Below are 19,149 nucleotides of genomic sequence, written 5' to 3' on the forward strand. Positions count from 1 at the left end.
GTGCCGGCTTCCAGCTCCTGGCCGTCGCCTTGGCCCTCCGCCTCCGGTGTGCCCTCCCGGCTCCCCTGTTTGTCGTCCGGCAGAACATGTTCTGACTCGGAGTCGGTCGGGGTCTCGGTGGGCCCGCTTGGCCAGGAGCTTGTATTCCTCCGTGGCACTTCGGGCGATGTAGGGCCCGTCGTGCTCGCCGCGCATGTACCGGTCTATTCGGTCCAGCCGCTCACGGTCCGAGCGGAGCCGGGAGAACCCCAGCTCCGCTCGTTTTCGTCGGGGAGACGGTGCTGTCGGTCATGTGCTCCCTTCCGAAGCGTAGTCAGGTTCATATAGATCACCTCGTTTCCGCCTTCGGCCTCTTGCTCCCAAGACGCGGCGTGTGGGGGAGATGGGGCAGAGCGTCACCCATCCACCACTCCCAAGAGGCGGCCAGTGCAAAGTGCGTGTCGGCTGGAGGAGCTTACCCACGACTGGAACCGGAGGCACCCATGACACAGATGGCAGAGATGTCCCAGCAGATGCGGCAGTGCATCGACATGTGCCACGAGGCGCACACCATGTGCGGGCAAACCATGCAGCACGCTCTCGCGAAGGGCGGGCCGATGGTGGAGCGCCAAACGATGATGGCGCTCATGGACTGCGCGGACATGTGTTCCATGTGCGCGGACATGTGTATGCGGCAGTCACGCATGGCATCGGAGATGAGCAAGATGTGCGCGGAAGCATGCCGTGCGGCCGCCGACACGTGTTCGAGGTTCGATGACCCGCAGATGAGAACCTGCGCGGAGATGACAAGGAAGTGCGCCGACATGTGCGAACAGGTGGCCATGGCCCGCTAGCCAAGCGCCCTCCCGAATCTCGGTAGAAGTACACGGCCCGCGAGCTTTCGGAGGGCCGTGTCTTGCCGGATTCGATGAGTCGATGTCGCGCCAAGTCGGCCAGCGGCGTGGCCGCCTACGCGTCGATCTTGTGGGCGGACTCCCGGTTGGCCTTTCCGAAGGACAGGCCGTAACGGTTCGGCCGACGCCGGGTGTTCAGCACGTGCCGTCGCAGCGTGCGACCAAGGAGGAACGTTTCTTCGAGGCGTCGCACCTGGCCGTTCTCCACGGCCGACACCAGCCACTCATTGGCCAAGATCAGCTCCTGGAGGCCGCCGCGCATGTCGCAGCCCACCGCAGATTGGGGACCGGCCTTGATAACCAGGCGGTCCCGGTAGTCCTCCGACCACGCGTCCACGTAGCTCTCCCAGAGCGCTACGTGGACGCGTGGAACGCCTGAACGTCGTACCGCTCCATGGCGTTACGGACCGCGCCGTCCACGGCCCGGCGGTCAACCTCCCAACCATCACCGACCGGGCCGTCGGGCCGCTCCCACACGCCCAGGGAAACGATCAGGCGATCCCGCACGCGCATGGCCACCAGGGCCGTGGCGTCGTCAGTTCGCCCGCCATAGAAAACCCGAGGGTCACGGCGTCACCATCCTCCCGGCGGCCATCCGTCGCGCACGCGTCCCAGTCCTCCGGGCTGGCCTTGTCGTAGTCGGGCCTGACCACATCGCGGTAGCCGGATGCTATGTCCTTCCACACCCGCCGGACGCGTAGGCCCTCGCGCTTCGCCCACCCCCGGCCGAGCGCCTCTTGCGCATCCGTGGACAGCTCCGCCCGGTGCCCGCACACCCTGCTGGATTTACGGACGTACAGATCCGCCCAGGCATCCGGGTCGTCATCTCATATCCGGTTGTTCCGCCATCTCCGGATCCCCGCCTTTCCTACTTTCTGGCCGGAAAACGTACGGCAGGAGGCGTCAGCCCCTCCCAGGAGGGGCTGTTCAGGAAGCTCCGCGACTGACGCGGACCGGCCGGCCGCGGCGCGGCGGCTTTCCGCGGGCGCCCGGGATCGTCGCGGCGGGCCGCTTCGAGCTCCCGGGAGAGATTGACGCGGTACCACATCACCTCGTCGAACTCCTCGGCCGTCAGCACCCGCTCGAAGGACTCCCGTGCGGCGGGTGTCGCGGTGATCACCGTGGCGAGGACGGGCCTGAGGGCGCGCAGCACGGATCGCTCCAGTGGATTCTCAGCGACCGAGGCCAGCTCCTCCGGCGGCAGTACGGCGGCGATCGCCGCCGCCTTCTCCCAGCGGTCCTCCGTCTGCCCCATGAGCTGGGCGACCCGGCGGCCGCGCCACTGCCGGGCGCGCCAGTCCTGTCCGTCGTCGAGCATCACCCGCATCGCGGCGGGGGTGTGGCCCCGCATCAGCTCGGGCTCCCGGTCCGCGAAGTCGGCTGCCTCGGCGGCGAGATAGAGCCAGACCACCGCGCCGTAGCGATTCACATAGAACCTGACGGGACCGATGCAGCCGGCCCGGCTCAGCCGCAGGAACCGGCCCGGACCGATACCCATGAGCCCGGCGGCCTCGGTCGTGCCGACGGTGCGGATGCGTTCGCGGAGGGTGTCGGGAAAGCCCGGCTCGGCCTGGAGCCGGGCCACTTCCTCCGCCGGAACGCGACGCCGGCCGAGCGGACCGGCGGCTCCCGGCCGGCCGTCCGGCCCGGCCGGGATGGTCCGTACTTCCCCGAGCTGGGTGGCGAGCTCGAACTCGCCGGTCCTCAGCTCCAGTTCACGGGCGGCTCGTCCTGCCGCGAGCGCCTGCTGCCCGTCACACATCACTGTCATGTCTGTTCCCCCGCAACTCGGCCGATCACTGACAGTGATGACTGTAGTCGCGGGGTGTGACAGCGCGTCAACCCTCACCTCAGGGCCTGTGGATAACTTGCCGGCTGCCGGGCCGCGACGCCCAAATGCTCGCCGACGCGATTGACGAGCAGCGTCATCTCGTAGGCGACCTGCCCCATGTCGGCGTCGGCGCCGGCCAGCACGCACAGGCAGCTGCCGTCGCCCGCGGCCGTCACGAACAACACCCCGTCATCGAACTCGATCATGGTCTGGCGCACCCGCCCGGCTCTGAAATGGAGCCCGGAGCCCTTCGCCAGGCTGTGCAGCCCCGAGGCGACCGCCGCGAGATGCTCGGCGTCCTCCCGCTCCAGTCCCTGGCTCACACCGGTCACCAGCCCGTCGTTGGACAGCACCAGCGCGTGCCGCACCTTCTCCATCCGTTTGGTCAAGTCGTCCAGCAGCCAGTCGAGTCCGCTGCTCAATGCCATGCCGGTCCCTCCCCGTATACCCATCCGCGCCGTCGGCCGGACAGTGGTCCGCAGTCCGTCCGCGACTACCGTGCCAGCCTGTCCCACCTCCGCCATCTCGGCAAGCGGCCCGGCAGCCCGGCGTGCCAGCGCGTGCCCGATCGCGCCGGACGGCGAGGATGGCGGCATGGCACGAAAGATGACCGAGAACGAGTGGCAGACGTTCCTCTCCGAGGGCACTCGCACCGGCAAGCTGTCGACGGTACGGTCCGACGGCAGCCCGCACATCGCGCCGGTGTGCTTCCTGATGGACGGCGACGACCTGGTTTTCACCACCGGCAAGGGCTCCGTGAAGGGCCGTAATATCGCCCGCGACGGCAGAGTGGCGCTGTGCGTCGACGACGAGCGGCCGCCCTACTCCTTCGTGGTCGTCCACGGCACGGCGGAGACCGGCGACGATCTCCCCGAACTGCGCCACTGGGCGACCCGGATCGCGGCCCGCTACGTGGGCGAGGACCGCGCGGAGGAATTCGGCGCCCGCAACGGCGTTCCGGGAGAAATGGTGGTGCGGATCCGCGTCGACAAGGTCATCGCCGTGGCGGAGCTGGCGGACTGAGAGGCGCGCGGGCGCGGCCGTACGCCGTCGGCGCCCCTGGGGACAATCCGGCTGACACTGCGTCAGCCCACCGAGTCCAGCGGCCGGGTGGTGTGCCGTCGCCCGGCGTGCTCGATCAGGCGTATCAGCACGTCCTTGCCCGAGTCGCGGTCCCGCGCGTCGCACAGCATCACCGGGGTGCCACGGTCCAGGTCGAGTGCGCGGGCCACCTCGTCCGCGCCGTAGGGCCGCGCGTCCGCGAAGCAGTTGACGGCCACCAGGAACGGGACGGCGTGGCGCTCGAAGTAGTCCACCGCCGGGAAGCAGTCCTGCAGCCGCCGGGTGTCGGCCAGCACCACGGCGCCCAGAGCGCCCTCCGACAGGTCGTCCCACAGGAACCAGAAGCGGTCCTGTCCCGGAGTGCCGAAGAGATAGAGCGAGAGTCCCGCCCTTATGGTGATGCGGCCAAAGTCCATCGCCACTGTGGTGGTGCCCTTCCGGCCCACCCCATCGGTGTCATCCACCGATTCGCCCGCCTCGCTGAGCCCTTCCTCGGTGCGTAGCGGGCGGATCTCGCTGACCGACCCCACCAGGGTCGTCTTGCCCGCTCCGAAGCCGCCCGCGACTAAGATCTTCAGGGCCAACTCGGTGCCGGGGCCCGGGACCGCGCCCTCCGTGGCCCCTTGTGCGACGTTCATCGGCCGTTTCCTCCAGGGTGCAGGTTCCGTTGCGTCAGGGGGTGTTCGGATCCATGGCTCGGCACAGGGGAACCCCCGGCGGCAGAGCGCCGTCCGGAATCCATGGCGAGGACCGTACCGTCGACTGATCGGTAGTGCCTCGATTTCGTCAAAGGCGCGCAAGACCCGATCAAGAAGCCCCACCGTGCCTCGCTGGCAGGGAGGTTGGGATATGCGCCGGCGTGCGCACACCACGGACGGTCCGCTCGCGATCGAACACACTCATCGTACGCATGTTCCTCGCGCTGTCATATCTGCGGGAGATCACGAGCTCATGACGCAGCAGGCGCAGGAGTGAACGGTCCACGCACCGGCGCGAACACCTCGGCCGACTCCGCTGTCCCTGTTGTCGCTCGCCTACGGCAGCTCTCTCATGGGGCTCGGGCTCGGCCCGTGGGAGGCCCTCGCCTCCGGGGCCATCGGCTATGTGCTCTCGTTCGTCCTGGTGGTACTGATCTCGGTCGCCGACGCGCGCACGGGTGCGCCCACCATGGCCATCGGCTGGGCCTCCTTCGGGCGGCGGGGCAACAAGCCGCCCACGCTGTTCAGCTACGTCTCCGGCGTCGCCTGGGAGACCGTGCCGGTCGCCCTCGCCTCACTTGGCGGCCACCTGGTTCCTGGTGCCGTATCTGCTCACCGCCATCGGGGACTTCACCTCCGGGGCCATCATGGACATCTACAGCCCGGGCATGTCGATGCTGGCTCCGGGCGTCCCGATCCGCCGGCATCTCGCAGTCCTGGTGGACGGTGTACCGATGGGCTTCGGCAGCCGGTACGTACGAGCGCCGCGCACGGCACGCCGGCGCCGTGAATCGCGGTGTCGTGGTGGCCTCGTCGTCGAGGGCACCCTCTACGCTGCCCTCGCCCCCTGGCCGACCGTTCCGCCCCCGAAGGAGCCCGATGACCGACGACAACGCCCGTGAGCCCCACGACGTCCGCGCGTTCTTCGGGGCGCGCGCCGCCAACTGGGACGCCAAGTTCCCCGAAGACGCGCCCGCGTTCGCCAAAGGCGTCGCCGAACTGGGCCTCCAGGAAGGCGACCGGGTCCTGGACGCCGGCTGTGGCACAGGGCGCGCGCTGCCCGGGCTACGGGAGGCGGTGGGAGCGCGCGGGACGGTGCTGGGTGCCGATCTCACACCCGAGATGCTGCAGACGGCCGTACGGGCCGGGCACGAACGCTGCGCGGCGCTGCTGCTCGCGGATGTCATGCGACTGCCGCTGCGCGACGCCGTCCTGGACGCCGTCTTCGCCGCCGGGCTCATCACCCACCTGGCCGACCCGGCAGCGGGCATGGCAGAACTGGCCAGAGTCGTACGCCCCGGTGGCCGGCTGGCCCTCTTCCACCCCATCGGGCGGGCCGCCCTCGCCGCACGCAAGGGACGCCCGCTCACCCCCGACGACCTCCGGGCGGAGCCGAATCTGCGGCCTCTCCTGGCCGACAGCGGCTGGGATCTGGTCCGGTACGTGGACGAGGACTCCCGCTACCTGGCGCTGGCGGTCCGCCAGGGGTGAGGCGCCGGGGTGAGGTCTGCTCTGTCAGGACGCCTCCGGGCCCTTCGTATGCGGAACCGGGCAGCCGCCCACGCGGCGGGCGGCGGGGAAGGTGCCCAGGTCGGCGACGCGGAAGCCGTTCGGATAGCCCTTGATCTCGGGGTTCTGCCGGGCGTAGTGCGGGGTGCGGCGGGGCGGCAGCAGCCGTACGGCCTTGGCACGTAGCCGCAGGGCGGTGTGCACGGCAGTCCGGACCGCCGGTTTCGGCCGCTCGTAACGGAAGGCGTCGAGCAGCGCGTCGTCCAGCAGGGCCCTGCTCGCCCCGCGCACCACCGGGGCGAGCGGCCCGTACCAGCTCGCCATCAGGTCCAAGGTGGCGTCCGAGACCCGCCGCGCGTCCTCGTCCCAGCCGAAGTGCGCCTCCTCGTAGTCGTCCAGGCAGCGCTCGAAGTCCTGGTAGGTCAGCGGGAGTTCGGTGATTCCCATGTGGCGGCCCAACGTGCGGTAGTAGGCGGCGATGGCGCGGGTCTCGTGCTCGCTCAGCCGCCGCCACCCGTACTGGTCGAGCCAGCGCTTGGGCACCACCACGAAGGTGCACAGGACATACCGCATGTCTTCGTTGCCGATGTCATAGCTGCGGTGCATCTGATTGATGCGGCGGATTGCCGTTCGGCCGTCCTCGCCGTCAAAACCGTGCTCCAGGACAGCGTCCAGGAGGAGCGCCGTGTCGTCGTAGCGCTTTTGCGTACGGTCCGTAAGCTCGGCGGTTTCGGCCAGCAGGCGGCCGATGCTCGGCACGGCGTAGGTGCGGTAGAGCGCGAGTTCCAGCGGGCACGTATCCCCAGGTGCCATCCGTTTTCAAATTACGTTGGTCGCTTGACCAGCACAGATACACCAAGAGCCTCCGGCCGATGCCGGGGGCTCTTCGCATTGGAGAGGACATGGCCAAAGAGGACTGGCAGCGCGAGCTGCTGCACGACATAGCCGGTCACGAGGAGTTGTACGACGTCCTCCTCCGGCACCTAGAAGCCGCGTACAAGCGCGGCGTCATGGCCGAGCGCAGTCGCGCCGGATACCGACAACCGAAGGACCACGGATGAGCCGCCATAGGAGACTGACGTGGCTCAAGAAGATCGACTGGTGGGGAGCCGCCACCGTCCTGATCATGACGCTGATCGGCGGCTTCCTCGGCATCACCCTCGCCCTCCATTGGTGGGAGGGGTGATGCTGGTCGATACCGAGAGGCGATGGGCGAATCGGAAGGACCGGGCGTGCCGGGGAGTGGACACCAAGGTCTTCTTCCCCGACTCCGGCCCGGCCGGCCACGTCCCCTCGACCGCGACGAGCGAGCTCTGGGCCGCCGCCAAGGACATCTGCCAGAACTGTCCGGTACTGGAGGAGTGTCGACGCGACACCCTTGGCGAGGACTACGGCGTCTGGGGTGGTCTTGATGAACGAGAGCGCCGTCGTCTGCGCCAGGCCCTGATCAGGGAGGGCAGGCGCTGGCCCAAGGACAAGCGCCTGGAGTGGGGCAAGTTCCTGCATGACCTGCGCACCCCGTCCGGTGCCCCTCACTACACCCGCAAGGTGCGCATGGACTGGTCCCAGATCCGCCACCTGACCGGCGTCCCGTCCGTCCTGGGGCAGGAGCTGGTAGCCGAATACGAGGAGCATCTGGCGGCTGTCAAGGCCGAACGTAAGACCAAGGTCGTGGACCGCCCGCTCCCCGAGCGGACCGAGCTCCCCTTCCCTGCCAAGCGCGGGAAGCGGGATCTATGGGTCCGTCACAACGGTGTGGTGACAGACGCCTTCTACAAGGGCGAGTCGTCCGACGGTCGATGGATCTTCGTCCACATCGGCGTCGGTCGCGGTCACGCGCTGAAGTGGATCAAAGCCAAGGACGTCAGGTTCCACCGGGACGTCCCGCGCTACGTCATTTCCGACAAAGAGAGGGCGGCGTGAACGAACCCCCGACGCATCTCTCGCACAGCTCGCGAGAGACCCTCCTGAGATGCGCGAAGGCGTACTTCCTCTCGCGCATCGCCAAGGCCCCCAGCAGGCCCGCACTGTGGCTCGCTGGGGGCTCTGCCGTTCACGAGGTGACCGAGCTGTGGGACCGCGAACAGGTCGCCGACCTGGAAGCGACCTGGAGCATTCACTTCGACCGCCAACTGAAGGAGATGCGCGACAAGGAGCCCAACGAGAACGCCTGGCGCTGGTCCAAGACTGAGCCCATCGAGACCTGGCGGTCCATTGGGCTCCAGTTCGTCCAGACGTACGTCTCCTGGCGCGAACGAGCGCAGTGGGAGATCTGGACCACACCGGAGGGCGAGCCAGCCATCGAGCTGGACGTGTCTGGTCTCTTGCCTGGCTGTCCGGTGGAGATCAAGGGTTACGTGGATCGGGTCTTCCATGACCCGGTCTTCGACAAGCTCTGGGTGCTGGACCTGAAGTCCGGCAAGAGGCCGCCGAAGTCCGCCGACCAGTTCGCCACGTACGCCGCGCTGATCGAGGTCAAGTACGGCGTGAAGATCACCGACGGCGTGGCCTTCATGAACCGCCAAGGCACCCTCGGCAAGCCCTTCAACCTGAGCGAGCACACGCCCGAGTCGATCGGCAAGGTCTACGGCGAGGCGTGGGAACTGATCGAGACCGGAGAGTTCCCCGCGAACGGCTTCGACAGGGAGTGCTTCATCTGCGATGTCAGTGCCGCGTGCTACGCGAAGCGCGGCCCGCTGGCAGCCCAGTACGACCCTAACCATCCCGATCACCCCGACCATCAGTACCCGTTCTGATGATCGAGGTCTCACTGATCATCTTCTCTCTCACCTTGGGCGCCCTGTGGGGCGCCCTTGTGCTTGAGGAGTGGAACCACAACCGAACCAAGGGGCGCCACCGGCGCCCTCGATGGAGGAAGAGGCGGATGTATGAGTCTCGCACTCGCGGCGCTGACCCTGGCGCTACTCCTCACCCACCTGGCCACGCAGAGCGTGGCCTTTCTCGTTCTAGAGCGCAGCTCCGAGGAGGGCGAGCGGGAGGACGCGGCGCAGCGAGGACTGGTGCTGGACGAACTAGAGCCGCACGAGCGGCCCGAAGAGGAGGACTGATGGCCGCCGTACCCCTGCCGCCGCTGCCGCGGGAGCCCTTACAGGTGCAATGCACCACGTGCGAAAAGGTCTACATCTTCGACGTGAGCCCCGAGGACTTCTTCGACTTCAAGCGAGGCAAGTTCGCGCAGGATGCGTTCCCGTATCTCACGAATGACGAGCGCGAACTGATGATCTCCCGCACCTGCGGAGGCTGCTTCGACGCGATGTTCCCCGAGACCGACTGACGCCTCACAAACGAATCACCAAGCCGGGCAACTGCCCGGCTTTTCGCATGCAAGGAGCACGAATGACCGAGACCACCCCTGCCCCAGTCGAGTCGGACGAGGACTGGAGCCAGGTCGAGCAGGACGCGCAGGCGGTCTACCCGGAGACCCCTCTGAATCCGCACAACCACCTGTTCACCATCTCGATGGACAGTCGCGGCCCGATGATCGTGGTCCGAGCCAACTCTGCACAGGAGATCAACGATCGCTTCCAGGAGCTGGAGGACGCGGGCACGACGACCATGCTCGCGTCCATCTACAGCCACCTGAAGGCCGAGATGACCTTGGCCCAGGGCGCGGGCCCGGTAACCCCGGTCCCGGCCCCCCAGGGGCCGCCTGCGCCCGCCCCGCCGGCTCCGAACGGCGGGGTGAACTACAACCCGCAAGTGCCTCCGCCGGGCGTTCCTGGGACGGCTCCGGCCGCCTGGCAGAACGTCGGGGCCCCGACCCCGCCAGCGCCTGCTCAGCAGCAGTGGGGCAACAACGGCGGCGGCCAGAACGGCAACAGCCGTAACGGACCCAAGCCGCGGCCGACCGACTGGCCGCAGGTCTACAAGATCACCGTGCCCCGCGGAGACGACTCCTTCAAGAACTACCGGGAGCAGAACCAGCAGTTCTTCAAGGGCAAGATCCGCTTCGCAGGCAACGGCCAGTACTGGGTTGCCGGTGATGTAGTCCAGTCGCTGGGCAACTGGAACCCGGTGCCGGCCTGATGAGCGAGGTCGTGACGTACGTCCTCCTGCCGCACGGTCGGGAGCGGGTGGACTCCATCCGGTCCCTCCAGACCGAGACGCGCGGCCTGGTCGGCCGCGAGTGGCTGCTCTCTTTGATGTTCGACCCCAACCCGGTCTACGGCCTCCGGGCCGAAGTCGACGACCCGCTGGCGGTCGTCAACGTCCTGCACCGCGTGGACTGGGAGCACGCCCCGCTCCTGGTGTACAGATCTGTTACCGACGATTCCTGGTCATTCCTGCGCATCGTCCGCCGAGCGGGCAGCCTCTGGGGTGACGAGGGAGAGGGGGTGGATTAGTGGACACACTCAAGGACTGGGCCAACATCGCGGTGGCCTTCGCCATCGCGTTCCCGGCCCTGACGATCGCCATCATCGCGGTGGCGGGCGGGAAGTCCGAGGACGCCAAGATGGTCGAGCGGGTCATCAAGGATCGAGCGGAGCGGCCCGAACGTGAACGCATCGCCGCTCAGCAGGTGAAGCAGGCGCGGCTCGCCGTCAAGGAGCAGGAGCAGGCGGCACGACGGCCCGCCCTGCGCTTGAGCATCGAAGAGCGGCATAGGGCACGTAGGTGCTGACCCTTAGCCGCTTCGTGGGGCGGGGGGTAGTCGGCGATGAGCCGCTGCCCCCCGCTTTCACGTCCTGGACTGATCGCAAGATGTTCCTGCGCCGGGCCTCGGTGCATCTCTTCTCCGGCATGGCCGGGTCCTTCAAGACGATGGTGGTGCTCAACCTCGTCGCGAAGATGGGCGTCTCCACGCTCGCCTTCTCCAACGACTCCGACGACCTGACAGTGGCGTCCCGTCTCCTCGGGATCGCCACGGGCAAGGACACCGAGGAGCTGGAGTCATGGATCGCCCAGCATCCGGAAGAGGCTGGGCAGTCCCTGAGCCGCTACGACTTCCTCAGATGGGTCTTCGCACCGAATCCTTCGCCGGATGACTTGTGGCTGGAGCTGTACGCGTACCACGAGGTGGAGGGCCGCTGGCCCGAGCTTCTGGTCGTGGACATCCTGTCCAACATCGGCGCGGATTTCGGCGACGAATGGGCCACGCTGCGTGAGGTCATGCGGCAAGCCAACGTGATCGCTCGCGAGACCCGGGCCGCAGTGCTGCTCGTGCACCACTGCACCGACGGCTCCAGGAACAAGGTTCCCACCCGGGGCGAGGTACTCGGCAAGATCTCCGCCTTGCCGGTGCTGATGGTCAACTTCGGCGTGGATGAGCAGGGCGACCTGTGGGCCGCCTGCGTGAAGAACCGATTCGGTAAGTCCGACAAGGACGCCAAGCACCCCTTCCGCATGCAGGTCGAGCCTGCCTGCGCCCGGGTGTCGGACTACGTACACATACCCAGCTCGCTGAGCTATGGCGGCTGGGGGCAAGGAGAGGATCAGGGATGGTAGAGATCCAGTTCGAGGAACCCCCGGCTGTCCCGGGAGCCGTGCGGCGACCGCGTGGAGAGCACGCGGAGATCGCCGCGGAGCTGCGCAAGGCGCCGGGCCAGTGGGCGCTGGTCGGCCTTCAGCCGACCGCCAAGAGCGCCGGGAGCGTGAGCTACGCCATCCGTACGGCCAAGCTGCTGGCCTACGACCCGCCTGGGTCCTTCGAAGCCGTCGCTCGCACCGTGGACGGCGAACACCGCCTGTACGTCCGCTTCATGGGGGACGCGCGGTGAGCGACCACCACAACCTGCCGCTCCTCGGTCACGACTTGCCGATCTACAAGGTCGTCGACCCGGACGATGTCCCCTGGAACAAGGCCAAGGTCTTCAAAGAAGGCGAGTACTGGACGTGGCAGCACGTCTGTCCGCGGCAGTCCATTCCGGCCAACGGCTACCCACACATGACCCACGAGAGCGCCATGGCCTTCGCCTGGCAGCACGTCAGGAACTGCCTGTGAGCAGCAAGAGCAAGAACAAGGGCACGGCCGCCGAACGCGAGGCTGTGAAGTATCTGCGTGAGTACTGGCCCGCCGCCGAGCGGCGGGCCCTGGCCGGCAGCAAGGACAAGGGCGACGTCGCCGGCATCCCCGGCGTCGTCGGCGAGGTCAAAGCCGCCGTCAAGATCGAGCTGGCTAAGTGGCAGCGCGAGACGTTGACCGAGATGGCCAACGCCGAGGCGGACAACTGCTTCCTGGTCGTCAAGACCCCGTACAAGCCGGTGACGAAATGGGGCTTCTGGATGCCAGCCTACCAAGTCGGCCTGGAGGACATGCGGTTCACGAAGCTGGAGGAGTGCCGATGGGTTCGGATGGACTTCGACCTCGGGCGGGACGTTCTTCGGCAGATGATCAGCGTTCTTGGCCTCTAGGCCCCGTTCTTGCTCATTACGGCGTTGACTTGAGCGAGGCCCGCTGGGGCGAGCAGCAGGTCTGTTGCCCCGTCCATGGAGAGAGACGCCCTTCGATGCGTATCAACGCTGAGAAGGGCGTCTTCTTCTGTCACGCCTGCCAGGCGAAAGGCACGGCGATCAACCTGGTGATGCTGATGGAGGGTTGTGGTCGTGCAGACGCTCTCCGCCGAACAGAGGCGATTCTTCGAGCAAGCGGTGTCGACCTACCAGAGCAATCTGACAAGCGATACCAGCGTCCAGGCGTATCTGATGGGAAGGGGGTTCGGGCCGGCGGAAGCCGCTACGTTCCGCCTGGGCGTCGTGCGGCGGCATCTGGTCGGGCATGAGGGCTTCGCGGGGAGGCTCGCCATCCCCTACCTCACGCCCACGGGCGTGGTGAACATCCGCTTCCGCTGCCTGCGACAGCACGACTGCGCCTCCGAGGACTGCCCCAAATACCTGGGCATGGACGGTGCGGAAAACCGCCTCTACAACGTCCTGGACCTGAAGAAGCCCGGCCGCGCCATCTGCGTTGCCGAGGGCGAGCTGGACGCAGCCACGCTCTCGATGGCCGGACTCCCGGCCGTTGGGGTGCCGGGCGTGGAGTCCTGGCAGGACCACTGGGGTCGCTGCCTGGAGGACTTCGATCAGATCTACACCTTCGCCGACGGCGACAAGGCGGGTCGTCGCTTCGCCAAGTTCCTGGCCAAGGAGGTCAGAGCCCGCCCCGTGCGGATACCGGCGGGCGAAGACTGCAATTCGATCTACGTCAAGGAAGGGCCAAATGGCCTTCGAAAGCTCATCAGCGAGTAAGGAGAGGACCGATGGCGGAGACGCCGACCGAGATTGACGCCCGGCAACTGATCAGGGCCGGGCTGGAGAAGCTGCTCGATGACCCCGACTACGACCGTACGCACGACGACCTGATCGGCGTATGCGAGATCGAACTCCAGCGGCTGTACGACCGCTGGCTGACCGAGAACTGGGACTACAGGCGAGAGGAGGCGATCCCCGGTGGCGCTGAAGCTGAAGAGCAGGACGCCCGTGAAGTTCGAGCTGAGTGACGATCTGGTCGAGACGAGCGTAGTGCTCTCGGAGCAGGACTCCGAGGAGACGCTTGTGGCGAAATTGAAGCGGATCGTCGCCCTCGTGGAGGGCGAGCCGAGGCCGGAGCCCGTGGGGGCTTCGCCGGACACTTGGCCCTACCCGAAAAGGCCAGAGCCTCAGGCTGAGGCTGTCACCACCAACGGCTGGAAGAGGTACGCCAAGCCGGACCCGCCCGAGCGCTGGACGGGCGAGGTCGAGCTGATCGAGGACGGAGGTGAGGTGTGAGCGCCCGGGACGACCTGATCAACATCTTTGAGGGGCATCCCACCGAGGCCGATCACGAGAGCATCGGCGAGTTCATCGACGCCTACGCCCACGAGCTGGCGGAGAAGATCGCGGAGAAGATCAGGGCAGCGAAGGTGCCCAACCCGGTCGGCGAGGCCGAGGAGCACGTGAACTACGTTCTGGACGATCTTGCAAACCGGATCGCCCCCGGAAGGGAGCAGGAATGAAGGACCGTGAATGGTGGTGCGTCGCGGCCAAGGACGGGGCCAGGACGTACCCGGACGAGTTGGGGAACTACGAGTTCCCCAACATTGAGACCGCGGAAGCGGTGGTCGCGAAGTTCGCCCCGACCGTCGACGGGCTGGTGCTCATGCGCGGCACCGTGAAGATCGTCAAGGTCTTCGAGCGCAGCATCACAATCACGGAGACCGTGGTCTCCTAAATCGGCCGACGGTGTGCCACCATGGGGGGCGTCGGCTTCCTCTCCAGGGGTCTTGGGGCTGATCCCCCCGCCGGACTGATCATCCGGAACAGGGACCTCGAAGCCGCCCCCGGCGGGCCCTCTCCCTTGGCTGCCCGCCGGGGCCCCCAGCTCCCCGGTGCGCAGCGCCCGGGTGCTCCAGGATCGAACGCGCCGTGGAAACCCTGTCCACGCGGAGGATGAAGGAAAGCCCCTGAGTTGCGGTTCAGGGGCCTTCCTTTGCCTGTCACCAAGGAAGGCGCTGCTGCCTGTTCTCAGAGGGGGCAGCCACCCTACTCTGTCCCGCTGACATCCTGCTGGGCCGCGCGCACCGCTGCCTTGATCCGGGCATCCAGCACACCGTTGGTGTTCTCGTGGATCTCGCCCAGGACCCGGTCCTGCTGCTTGAGGTGGCTCATCAGGAACGCCGCACCCAGGACGGGGCCCACCAGGGCCACGTATTCGGCGGTGGCCTGGTCCTTCAGGGCCAGCGCCACGTAGCCGACCACGGAGATGGCGAACACCGCCACCTGCACCATCTTGTCGTTCATCTTTATTCCTTCAGAGACGGGGGCCGCAGACGGTCCAGACGCTCCGCTGTGGCCCGATCGAGGCATCCCGTGACCGGGAGTCCGAACACGTACTGGACGCCCCGCAGGCCGGCCTGTGTGGCCGCATCCATCTCGCCGGTGACGTCCAGGTTCAAGGCGCGCTGGGCCGTGCGTACGGCCTCGCGCTCGGCCTCGCTGACCGGGCGGAAGATGTCCCGCGGCAGCCACTCACTCATGCCGTGATCACATCCGCGATGGTCCGCAGCTTCACGTACAGGTAGCCGCCGTAGTTGGTGCCGTTCAGGCCCGGATTCGCCTTCTGTTCGAACTGGTATTCGTCGATCAGGACGAGATAGGACAGGCCGTTGTAGAGATCCTGGAACTGCACGGCGTCCCCGGCCTGAGCCAGCTCCTCGAAGCCCTCCAGGCGGGCCCTGGTGCGACCCTCGAAGCCCACCAACTGGCCATGGACGTCCTTCTCCTTGTCGAAGCAGGCCAGCGGGATCGTGAAGATCCGCTGCTTGACCTCGCCCGGCAGGGCCTTGAACTGCCAGCCGTTGACCTCCGGACCGGTGGCCGTATCCACCGTGGACCGATTGAAGGTCAGCTTGAGCTGGATCCATTCCACGGCCGTGGCCGGCGACTGGAGGAGCACATTCTCGATCTGGGCGGAGCCGCCCTGAGAGATCGTGATAACGGACGTCTCGCCCCCGCCGGGGTCGATGATGCTCGCCGTGAGCGAACCCGCCAGGTCGTCCGGCGTCTTCACGCTCAAGAACTTGAAGATCTTCTTGATCAGCGTGTTGTAACGCACGCGACCCGTGGTGAAGGTACCGCTGGTCTCCAGCTCACCGGCACTCTCCAGGTACGAGCCGGAGGCACGCACGGTGAAGACCATCCGGTCGGAGTTGCCGAAGTTGGTGACCGAGTCGACCTCGCCGGAGACGCCGGACTGGAGGTCGGTGGCGTAGGCGAAGCGGATGCCCGGAGTGACATCCCCGGTCTGGATCGGCTGGCCGAGGTCGACCCGGTACAGACCGCTGCTGCCGTCGATGGAGTTCTCGGCAGCCACGAAGAAGAACCGGTCAAAGGCCGCGATGGAGCGGACGGGCCCCTCGGTGGCGAACAGCAGCGGGCCGTACGCGATGTCGCCGTTGTCGTCGATCTGGCCGACACGGAACCCTCTGTTCGTGCCGATGCCCACGAAGGTGCCGAGGTAGCCCAGCAGGCTGTGCACGACCTCGCCATGCGGCAGCTGGGCAGTGAGCACGCCACCGGTGGTGAGCGTCGGCACGTCGCCGGTGGCGTCCAGCTCGAACTTGTAGATGGAGGACTGCGAGCCGGCAAAGCCGCTCGCATAGATGGCGTTGGTGCCCTCGGCGAAGTCCGTCCATGTCCAGGCAGAGTTCAGATGGGTGAAGCGCAGGGTCTTCACCCCGGCTGCGTCCGCCTCATAGACCTGATGGTCCAGGGCGATCATGATGCGGCCCTTGACCCAGCGCACCAGGGCGTTCGTAGTGCCTGTAGCCGTCCAGGCGGCACCATTACCCGTACCTGCGCCCTTGTAGACGTTGTTCAGGTCGGCGACGTAGTAGTTCGTGCCGTCGCTCGCCAGGGACCGGATCGTCTCCACGCCGCCCCACGTGATGGTCGTGCCATCCGAGGACTTCAGGGTCGTGGCGACGCCCGACCAGTAGCTGTCGGTCCCGGCGTTGTCCCAGCCGAGCACGAAGTGCGGGTTGACGGTGGCATCGGCGATGTCCACTGCCGTGGAGCGCAGCATCGTGAGCGAGCCGTTGACCCACGGGTTCACGCCGACGGATTCGCCGAACCGGATGGCGAACTCGTTGCTGACGTCCGGGTCCTGGTAGAGCAGGCCGGCGCCGCCCACGAAGGTCGACTGCGACCTCAGCCACCAGTCGGCGAGCGACTGCTCGCCTGGATTGCGCGAGTTGTCGAACTGCTCCCTTTGGGTCTGCGCCAGCTCGCGCGTCATCGGACGCTCGTCGCTGATGGCAGTCAGGAACGGGATGCCGCCAATGGCGACGTCATAGCGGACGTCCTTCAGGGCGTAGGTGGCAGCACCGGCGACCGTTCGCCCCGAGAAGGGGAACGGGAGCCGGGTGACGATGCTGCCTGCCATATCAGCTCCTCACTCCGTGTCGGAGATCGCAATCCAGTCGAAGTTGGTGGCTGCATCGGTGTCACGCCAGCAGTTGATCGTGAAGCCGGTGGCGGACTCCCCCGCGATGGCCCAACGGATATTGGAGTTGTTCAGGTCCGTGCTCACGCTGTTCGGCGTGGCAGTGATCCGAGGCGTCCCGGCCATGGCGGTGGTGAACGTCACGGCCACAGAGGTCTGAGCCGGGGATGCACCTGGAGTTGGGGTCTGGGCCCGCCCGGCACGCATGTTGGCGGCCAGGAACGTGTCGTCAGTCTTGAGGGTGTTGGCCGCGGAGCGATAGAGGTTGGTGTCGACGGTATTCGTGCCATCGCCCCAAAACGTCTTACCGTCGGCGTTGACGAGCAGCCGCGAGGCGGCGTCACCGACCAGGCGCACCGAGACGGCGTTGTCGCCAACAACGGACCGGTAGACGCGGAAAAGGTCATTGGTCGCCAGCACATCGACGGCGTCCCGGAACAGCTCGACATCTTGAGGGTTAGTGCCATCACCCCAGAGCACCTTGCCGTCGGCGGCTATCAACAGCCGGGAGGCTACGTCACCTGTAACACGGACCGAATGCGCGTTCTCGCCAACAGCAGACCGGAAGACGCGAAAGGTGTCCTTGGTGGCCAGCACATCGACGTCATTCCGGAACAGCTCGACATCGACAGGATTGGTGCCGTCCCCCCAGGCGGTCCCGCCGTCAGCGATTACCGCGTACCGCGGATTGGCATCTCCCGCGACCCGACCACGAATGATCGCGTTGCCCACCGCTCCACCCTCGAACTCCGGGGAGTCGTTGAAGAGGATGTTCGAGGTGAAGGTCTTGCTGGAGATGGTCTGAGTGTCGGAGGTGCCCACAATGTCGCCGGTCAGGCCATGCACGGCCCCGGTGGCATCCTCATGGGTGCGGAAATCCGTCGCGTCCTGCGCGTTGTAGACGTGCCGCACCACAGCGCCCAGACTGTGGCTCTGGGCGCTGGTGCCGCCGAAGGCGCGCTCGATCGTCAGCGTGGTGCCGGAGGCGGCGGTGACCTTCACCAGCTCCTCGGTGGTCCCCTCCCAGTCCACGGCGAGGATGTAGGGGAAGGACGCCGGGAATCCGGTGGTGGCGTCCACCGTCATGCTTGTGGCGCTGTTGGAGATGGAGCCGGACAGGGCCGTCTCGACGGCCGTGTTGCTGTAGAAGAACGCGTTGGCCATCAGGACCCCTGGAAGGTCGCGAAGTTCGGAATGTCGTGGAACATGCGCCGCCGCTCCTCCTCCAGGCGCTGGTAGTACAGCGCCTGGTAGTACTGGGCCGTCTTGACCGCCGACTGCGGCGGCACCAGAACCGCCCGCTCGGTGGCCTCGATGGCCTGCTGCTGGAGCCGGGCCGACTCGGCCGCGGGCAGCAGGCGGGCGCAGGTGCCCCACACCACGACATCGCTGACCCGGTCCGGGAAGCCGGTCACGGTCGCGAAGTCGTCAGCTCCGGCGCTGAGCACGGTCGGCTCCTTGGCGTAGACGACCCGGACCTTCTGGCCTGGGACCACGCCGTCGAGCTGTTGAAGGCTCTTGCCGGTAGGGAAGTCGCTCGTGGCGGCCCTGGGGTTGAACCGCCAGTTCGGCAGCGGCTGCCAGACCTTGGTCGGGCCGATCAGCTCGCCGGTGACGTACCAGACGTCCGCCACGTCGGCGGGCAGTTCGTACTCGAACTGCACCGCGACCCGCGTCAGTTCGGTGGTGTCGAAGACGACCAGATCCGGATACAGGGCCAGGATCGTGTCGTTGATGGCCTCCTTGACCCGCGCCCGGGGATAGGCCGGCGAGGAGGTCACCAGAGAGTTCACGGCGTGCGCCGCGGCCGTGGTGCCCTCCGCTCCGCGGCCGTTGGCCAGGCCCATCACCGAGACCACGCCCGTGGTCCGGTCGAAGGTCTTGACCAGGATCAGCTCATCGTCGATCTCCACCAGGCCACGGCTGAGGTTGTCCACCGTGTCGGTGTCCACCGTGAACGAGGTGTCGCCGGAGGTCATGGCAACAGCCAGCTCACCAAGGGCCTCCTGGTCCTTGGTGTAGCCCCGGAGCTGCTGACGCACGCGCGTGACGAGTTGATCGAAAGTAGGCATGTCAGGCCGCCAGGACTACGGCGGTAACGGTCGGGGAGCCCGTTACGCGCACGTCCCGGGCGTAGAGACGAGCGCCGGTGACGTCGCGCGAGGTGCCCGCGCCTATTCCGGTGGCTGCATTGAGGGAGGCGAAAAGAGTGCCCGT

General features: G+C 67.0%; 33 protein-coding genes and 2 pseudogenes. 24 read left to right on the top strand and 11 right to left on the bottom strand.

What is annotated here, in order from left to right; all coding sequences use genetic code 11:
* The first annotated feature begins 482 nt into the window (after positions 1-482).
* The gene (locus K9S39_RS06735) at positions 483-833 is read left to right on the top strand and encodes a four-helix bundle copper-binding protein (RefSeq protein ID WP_248862408.1); all 351 of its coding nucleotides are present in this window, start codon (positions 483-485) and stop codon (positions 831-833) included.
* A 115-nt stretch (positions 834-948) separates the two neighbouring features.
* Here K9S39_RS06735 and K9S39_RS06740 read toward each other — a convergent pair whose 3' ends face one another.
* The 4 genes from K9S39_RS06740 to K9S39_RS06755 all read right to left on the bottom strand — a co-directional run bounded on the left by K9S39_RS06740 (position 949) and on the right by K9S39_RS06755 (position 3,152).
* Positions 949-1,230: a hypothetical protein gene (locus K9S39_RS06740; protein ID WP_248862409.1), complete on the bottom strand. Its 282-nt coding sequence runs from the start codon at positions 1,228-1,230 to the stop codon at positions 949-951.
* Between the two features lie 17 nt (positions 1,231-1,247).
* Positions 1,248-1,406, bottom strand: coding sequence for a hypothetical protein (locus K9S39_RS06745; RefSeq protein WP_248862410.1), 159 nt, complete (start codon positions 1,404-1,406; stop codon positions 1,248-1,250).
* 355 nt (positions 1,407-1,761) lie between these two features.
* Positions 1,762-2,664: a DUF6397 family protein gene (locus K9S39_RS06750; protein ID WP_248862411.1), complete on the bottom strand. Its 903-nt coding sequence runs from the start codon at positions 2,662-2,664 to the stop codon at positions 1,762-1,764.
* A 74-nt stretch (positions 2,665-2,738) separates the two neighbouring features.
* Entirely contained in the window at positions 2,739-3,152 is a 414-nt protein-coding gene (locus K9S39_RS06755) for a roadblock/LC7 domain-containing protein (protein WP_248862412.1), read from the bottom strand.
* Positions 3,153-3,318: 166 nt separating this feature from the next.
* On the opposite strand from K9S39_RS06755, the gene K9S39_RS06760 reads away from it, so the two are divergent.
* Complete coding sequence (locus tag K9S39_RS06760) at positions 3,319-3,747, top strand: PPOX class F420-dependent oxidoreductase (protein WP_248862413.1); 429 nt, start codon at positions 3,319-3,321, stop codon at positions 3,745-3,747.
* Positions 3,748-3,809: 62 nt separating this feature from the next.
* Here the strand turns inward: K9S39_RS06760 and K9S39_RS06765 are convergent, their stop codons facing one another.
* Positions 3,810-4,424, bottom strand: coding sequence for a GTP-binding protein (locus K9S39_RS06765; protein WP_248862414.1), 615 nt, complete (start codon positions 4,422-4,424; stop codon positions 3,810-3,812).
* 412 nt (positions 4,425-4,836) lie between these two features.
* On the opposite strand from K9S39_RS06765, the pseudogene K9S39_RS06770 reads away from it, so the two are divergent.
* The 3 genes and pseudogenes from K9S39_RS06770 to K9S39_RS06780 all read left to right on the top strand — a co-directional run.
* Positions 4,837-5,001: pseudogene (locus K9S39_RS06770) on the top strand (cytosine permease); the annotation flags it as partial.
* Positions 5,002-5,062: 61 nt separating this feature from the next.
* The gene (locus K9S39_RS06775) at positions 5,063-5,386 is read left to right on the top strand and encodes a hypothetical protein (RefSeq protein ID WP_248869227.1); all 324 of its coding nucleotides are present in this window, start codon (positions 5,063-5,065) and stop codon (positions 5,384-5,386) included.
* Positions 5,364-5,975: a class I SAM-dependent methyltransferase gene (locus K9S39_RS06780; protein WP_248862415.1), complete on the top strand. Its 612-nt coding sequence runs from the start codon at positions 5,364-5,366 to the stop codon at positions 5,973-5,975. Before K9S39_RS06775 ends, K9S39_RS06780 begins: the two co-directional genes overlap by 23 nt.
* Positions 5,976-5,999: 24 nt before the next feature.
* Here K9S39_RS06780 and K9S39_RS06785 read toward each other — a convergent pair whose 3' ends face one another.
* On the bottom strand, positions 6,000-6,806 hold the full coding sequence (locus K9S39_RS06785) for an oxygenase MpaB family protein (RefSeq protein WP_248862416.1): 807 nt from the start codon (positions 6,804-6,806) through the stop codon (positions 6,000-6,002).
* Between the two features lie 89 nt (positions 6,807-6,895).
* On the opposite strand from K9S39_RS06785, the gene K9S39_RS06790 reads away from it, so the two are divergent.
* The 19 genes and pseudogenes from K9S39_RS06790 to K9S39_RS06870 all read left to right on the top strand — a co-directional run bounded on the left by K9S39_RS06790 (position 6,896) and on the right by K9S39_RS06870 (position 14,160).
* Positions 6,896-7,054 (top strand): hypothetical protein, encoded by a 159-nt coding sequence (locus tag K9S39_RS06790; protein ID WP_248862417.1) that lies wholly within the window; start codon positions 6,896-6,898, stop codon positions 7,052-7,054.
* A complete protein-coding gene (locus K9S39_RS42015; RefSeq protein ID WP_283112288.1) occupies positions 7,051-7,179 on the top strand; it encodes a hypothetical protein in 129 nt (42 codons plus the stop codon). Before K9S39_RS06790 ends, K9S39_RS42015 begins: the two co-directional genes overlap by 4 nt.
* A complete protein-coding gene (locus tag K9S39_RS42020; RefSeq protein WP_283112289.1) occupies positions 7,179-7,916 on the top strand; it encodes a WhiB family transcriptional regulator in 738 nt (245 codons plus the stop codon). The genes K9S39_RS42015 and K9S39_RS42020 overlap by 1 nt, the downstream gene beginning before the upstream one ends.
* Positions 7,913-8,749 (top strand): RecB family exonuclease, encoded by an 837-nt coding sequence (locus K9S39_RS06800; protein ID WP_248862418.1) that lies wholly within the window; start codon positions 7,913-7,915, stop codon positions 8,747-8,749. The genes K9S39_RS42020 and K9S39_RS06800 overlap by 4 nt, the downstream gene beginning before the upstream one ends.
* Before the next feature lie 132 nt (positions 8,750-8,881).
* Positions 8,882-9,061 (top strand): hypothetical protein, encoded by a 180-nt coding sequence (locus tag K9S39_RS06805; RefSeq protein WP_248862419.1) that lies wholly within the window; start codon positions 8,882-8,884, stop codon positions 9,059-9,061.
* The gene (locus tag K9S39_RS06810; RefSeq protein WP_248862420.1) at positions 9,061-9,288 is read left to right on the top strand and encodes a hypothetical protein; all 228 of its coding nucleotides are present in this window, start codon (positions 9,061-9,063) and stop codon (positions 9,286-9,288) included. Before K9S39_RS06805 ends, K9S39_RS06810 begins: the two co-directional genes overlap by 1 nt.
* A gap of 62 nt (positions 9,289-9,350) precedes the next feature.
* On the top strand, positions 9,351-10,040 hold the full coding sequence (locus tag K9S39_RS06815; protein ID WP_248862421.1) for a hypothetical protein: 690 nt from the start codon (positions 9,351-9,353) through the stop codon (positions 10,038-10,040).
* Positions 10,040-10,357, top strand: a complete 318-nt coding sequence (locus tag K9S39_RS06820; RefSeq protein WP_248862422.1) for a hypothetical protein — start codon at positions 10,040-10,042, stop codon at positions 10,355-10,357. Before K9S39_RS06815 ends, K9S39_RS06820 begins: the two co-directional genes overlap by 1 nt.
* A complete protein-coding gene (locus K9S39_RS06825; protein ID WP_248862423.1) occupies positions 10,357-10,635 on the top strand; it encodes a hypothetical protein in 279 nt (92 codons plus the stop codon). Before K9S39_RS06820 ends, K9S39_RS06825 begins: the two co-directional genes overlap by 1 nt.
* 80 nt (positions 10,636-10,715) lie before the next feature.
* Positions 10,716-11,459: an AAA family ATPase gene (locus tag K9S39_RS06830; protein WP_248862424.1), complete on the top strand. Its 744-nt coding sequence runs from the start codon at positions 10,716-10,718 to the stop codon at positions 11,457-11,459.
* Positions 11,453-11,731, top strand: coding sequence for a hypothetical protein (locus tag K9S39_RS06835; protein WP_248862425.1), 279 nt, complete (start codon positions 11,453-11,455; stop codon positions 11,729-11,731). Before K9S39_RS06830 ends, K9S39_RS06835 begins: the two co-directional genes overlap by 7 nt.
* Positions 11,728-11,955: a hypothetical protein gene (locus K9S39_RS06840; protein ID WP_248862426.1), complete on the top strand. Its 228-nt coding sequence runs from the start codon at positions 11,728-11,730 to the stop codon at positions 11,953-11,955. Before K9S39_RS06835 ends, K9S39_RS06840 begins: the two co-directional genes overlap by 4 nt.
* Positions 11,952-12,365: a PDDEXK family nuclease gene (locus K9S39_RS06845; RefSeq protein WP_248862427.1), complete on the top strand. Its 414-nt coding sequence runs from the start codon at positions 11,952-11,954 to the stop codon at positions 12,363-12,365. Before K9S39_RS06840 ends, K9S39_RS06845 begins: the two co-directional genes overlap by 4 nt.
* A 95-nt stretch (positions 12,366-12,460) precedes the next feature.
* A pseudogene (locus K9S39_RS42845) lies at positions 12,461-12,517 on the top strand (hypothetical protein); the annotation flags it as partial.
* A gap of 40 nt (positions 12,518-12,557) precedes the next feature.
* Positions 12,558-13,199, top strand: a complete 642-nt coding sequence (locus K9S39_RS06850; RefSeq protein WP_248862428.1) for a toprim domain-containing protein — start codon at positions 12,558-12,560, stop codon at positions 13,197-13,199.
* Positions 13,200-13,210: 11 nt separating this feature from the next.
* Positions 13,211-13,450: a hypothetical protein gene (locus tag K9S39_RS06855; RefSeq protein ID WP_248862429.1), complete on the top strand. Its 240-nt coding sequence runs from the start codon at positions 13,211-13,213 to the stop codon at positions 13,448-13,450.
* On the top strand, positions 13,401-13,718 hold the full coding sequence (locus tag K9S39_RS06860; RefSeq protein WP_248862430.1) for a hypothetical protein: 318 nt from the start codon (positions 13,401-13,403) through the stop codon (positions 13,716-13,718). Before K9S39_RS06855 ends, K9S39_RS06860 begins: the two co-directional genes overlap by 50 nt.
* Positions 13,715-13,945: a hypothetical protein gene (locus K9S39_RS06865; protein ID WP_248862431.1), complete on the top strand. Its 231-nt coding sequence runs from the start codon at positions 13,715-13,717 to the stop codon at positions 13,943-13,945. The genes K9S39_RS06860 and K9S39_RS06865 overlap by 4 nt, the downstream gene beginning before the upstream one ends.
* Positions 13,942-14,160 carry a hypothetical protein gene (locus tag K9S39_RS06870; protein WP_248862432.1) on the top strand — a complete coding sequence of 73 codons (219 nt, stop codon included), beginning with the start codon at positions 13,942-13,944 and terminating at the stop codon, positions 14,158-14,160. The genes K9S39_RS06865 and K9S39_RS06870 overlap by 4 nt, the downstream gene beginning before the upstream one ends.
* A 311-nt stretch (positions 14,161-14,471) precedes the next feature.
* On the opposite strand, the gene K9S39_RS06875 is transcribed toward K9S39_RS06870, so the two are convergent.
* The 5 genes from K9S39_RS06875 to K9S39_RS06895 form a co-directional block, all read right to left on the bottom strand.
* Positions 14,472-14,729, bottom strand: coding sequence for a hypothetical protein (locus tag K9S39_RS06875; protein ID WP_248862433.1), 258 nt, complete (start codon positions 14,727-14,729; stop codon positions 14,472-14,474).
* A 2-nt stretch (positions 14,730-14,731) separates the two neighbouring features.
* A complete protein-coding gene (locus tag K9S39_RS06880) occupies positions 14,732-14,965 on the bottom strand; it encodes a peptidoglycan-binding domain-containing protein (protein WP_248862434.1) in 234 nt (77 codons plus the stop codon).
* Positions 14,962-16,872, bottom strand: coding sequence for a hypothetical protein (locus K9S39_RS06885; protein ID WP_248862435.1), 1,911 nt, complete (start codon positions 16,870-16,872; stop codon positions 14,962-14,964). The genes K9S39_RS06880 and K9S39_RS06885 overlap by 4 nt, the downstream gene beginning before the upstream one ends.
* 9 nt (positions 16,873-16,881) lie before the next feature.
* Entirely contained in the window at positions 16,882-18,012 is a 1,131-nt protein-coding gene (locus K9S39_RS06890) for an H-type lectin domain-containing protein (RefSeq protein WP_248862436.1), read from the bottom strand.
* 83 nt (positions 18,013-18,095) lie between these two features.
* Positions 18,096-19,004 (bottom strand): phage adaptor protein, encoded by a 909-nt coding sequence (locus tag K9S39_RS06895; protein ID WP_248862437.1) that lies wholly within the window; start codon positions 19,002-19,004, stop codon positions 18,096-18,098.
* Positions 19,005-19,149: the final 145 nt, after the last annotated feature.

It is taken from the genome of Streptomyces halobius, assembly GCF_023277745.1.
Classification (GTDB): Bacteria; Actinomycetota; Actinomycetes; order Streptomycetales; family Streptomycetaceae; genus Streptomyces; species Streptomyces halobius.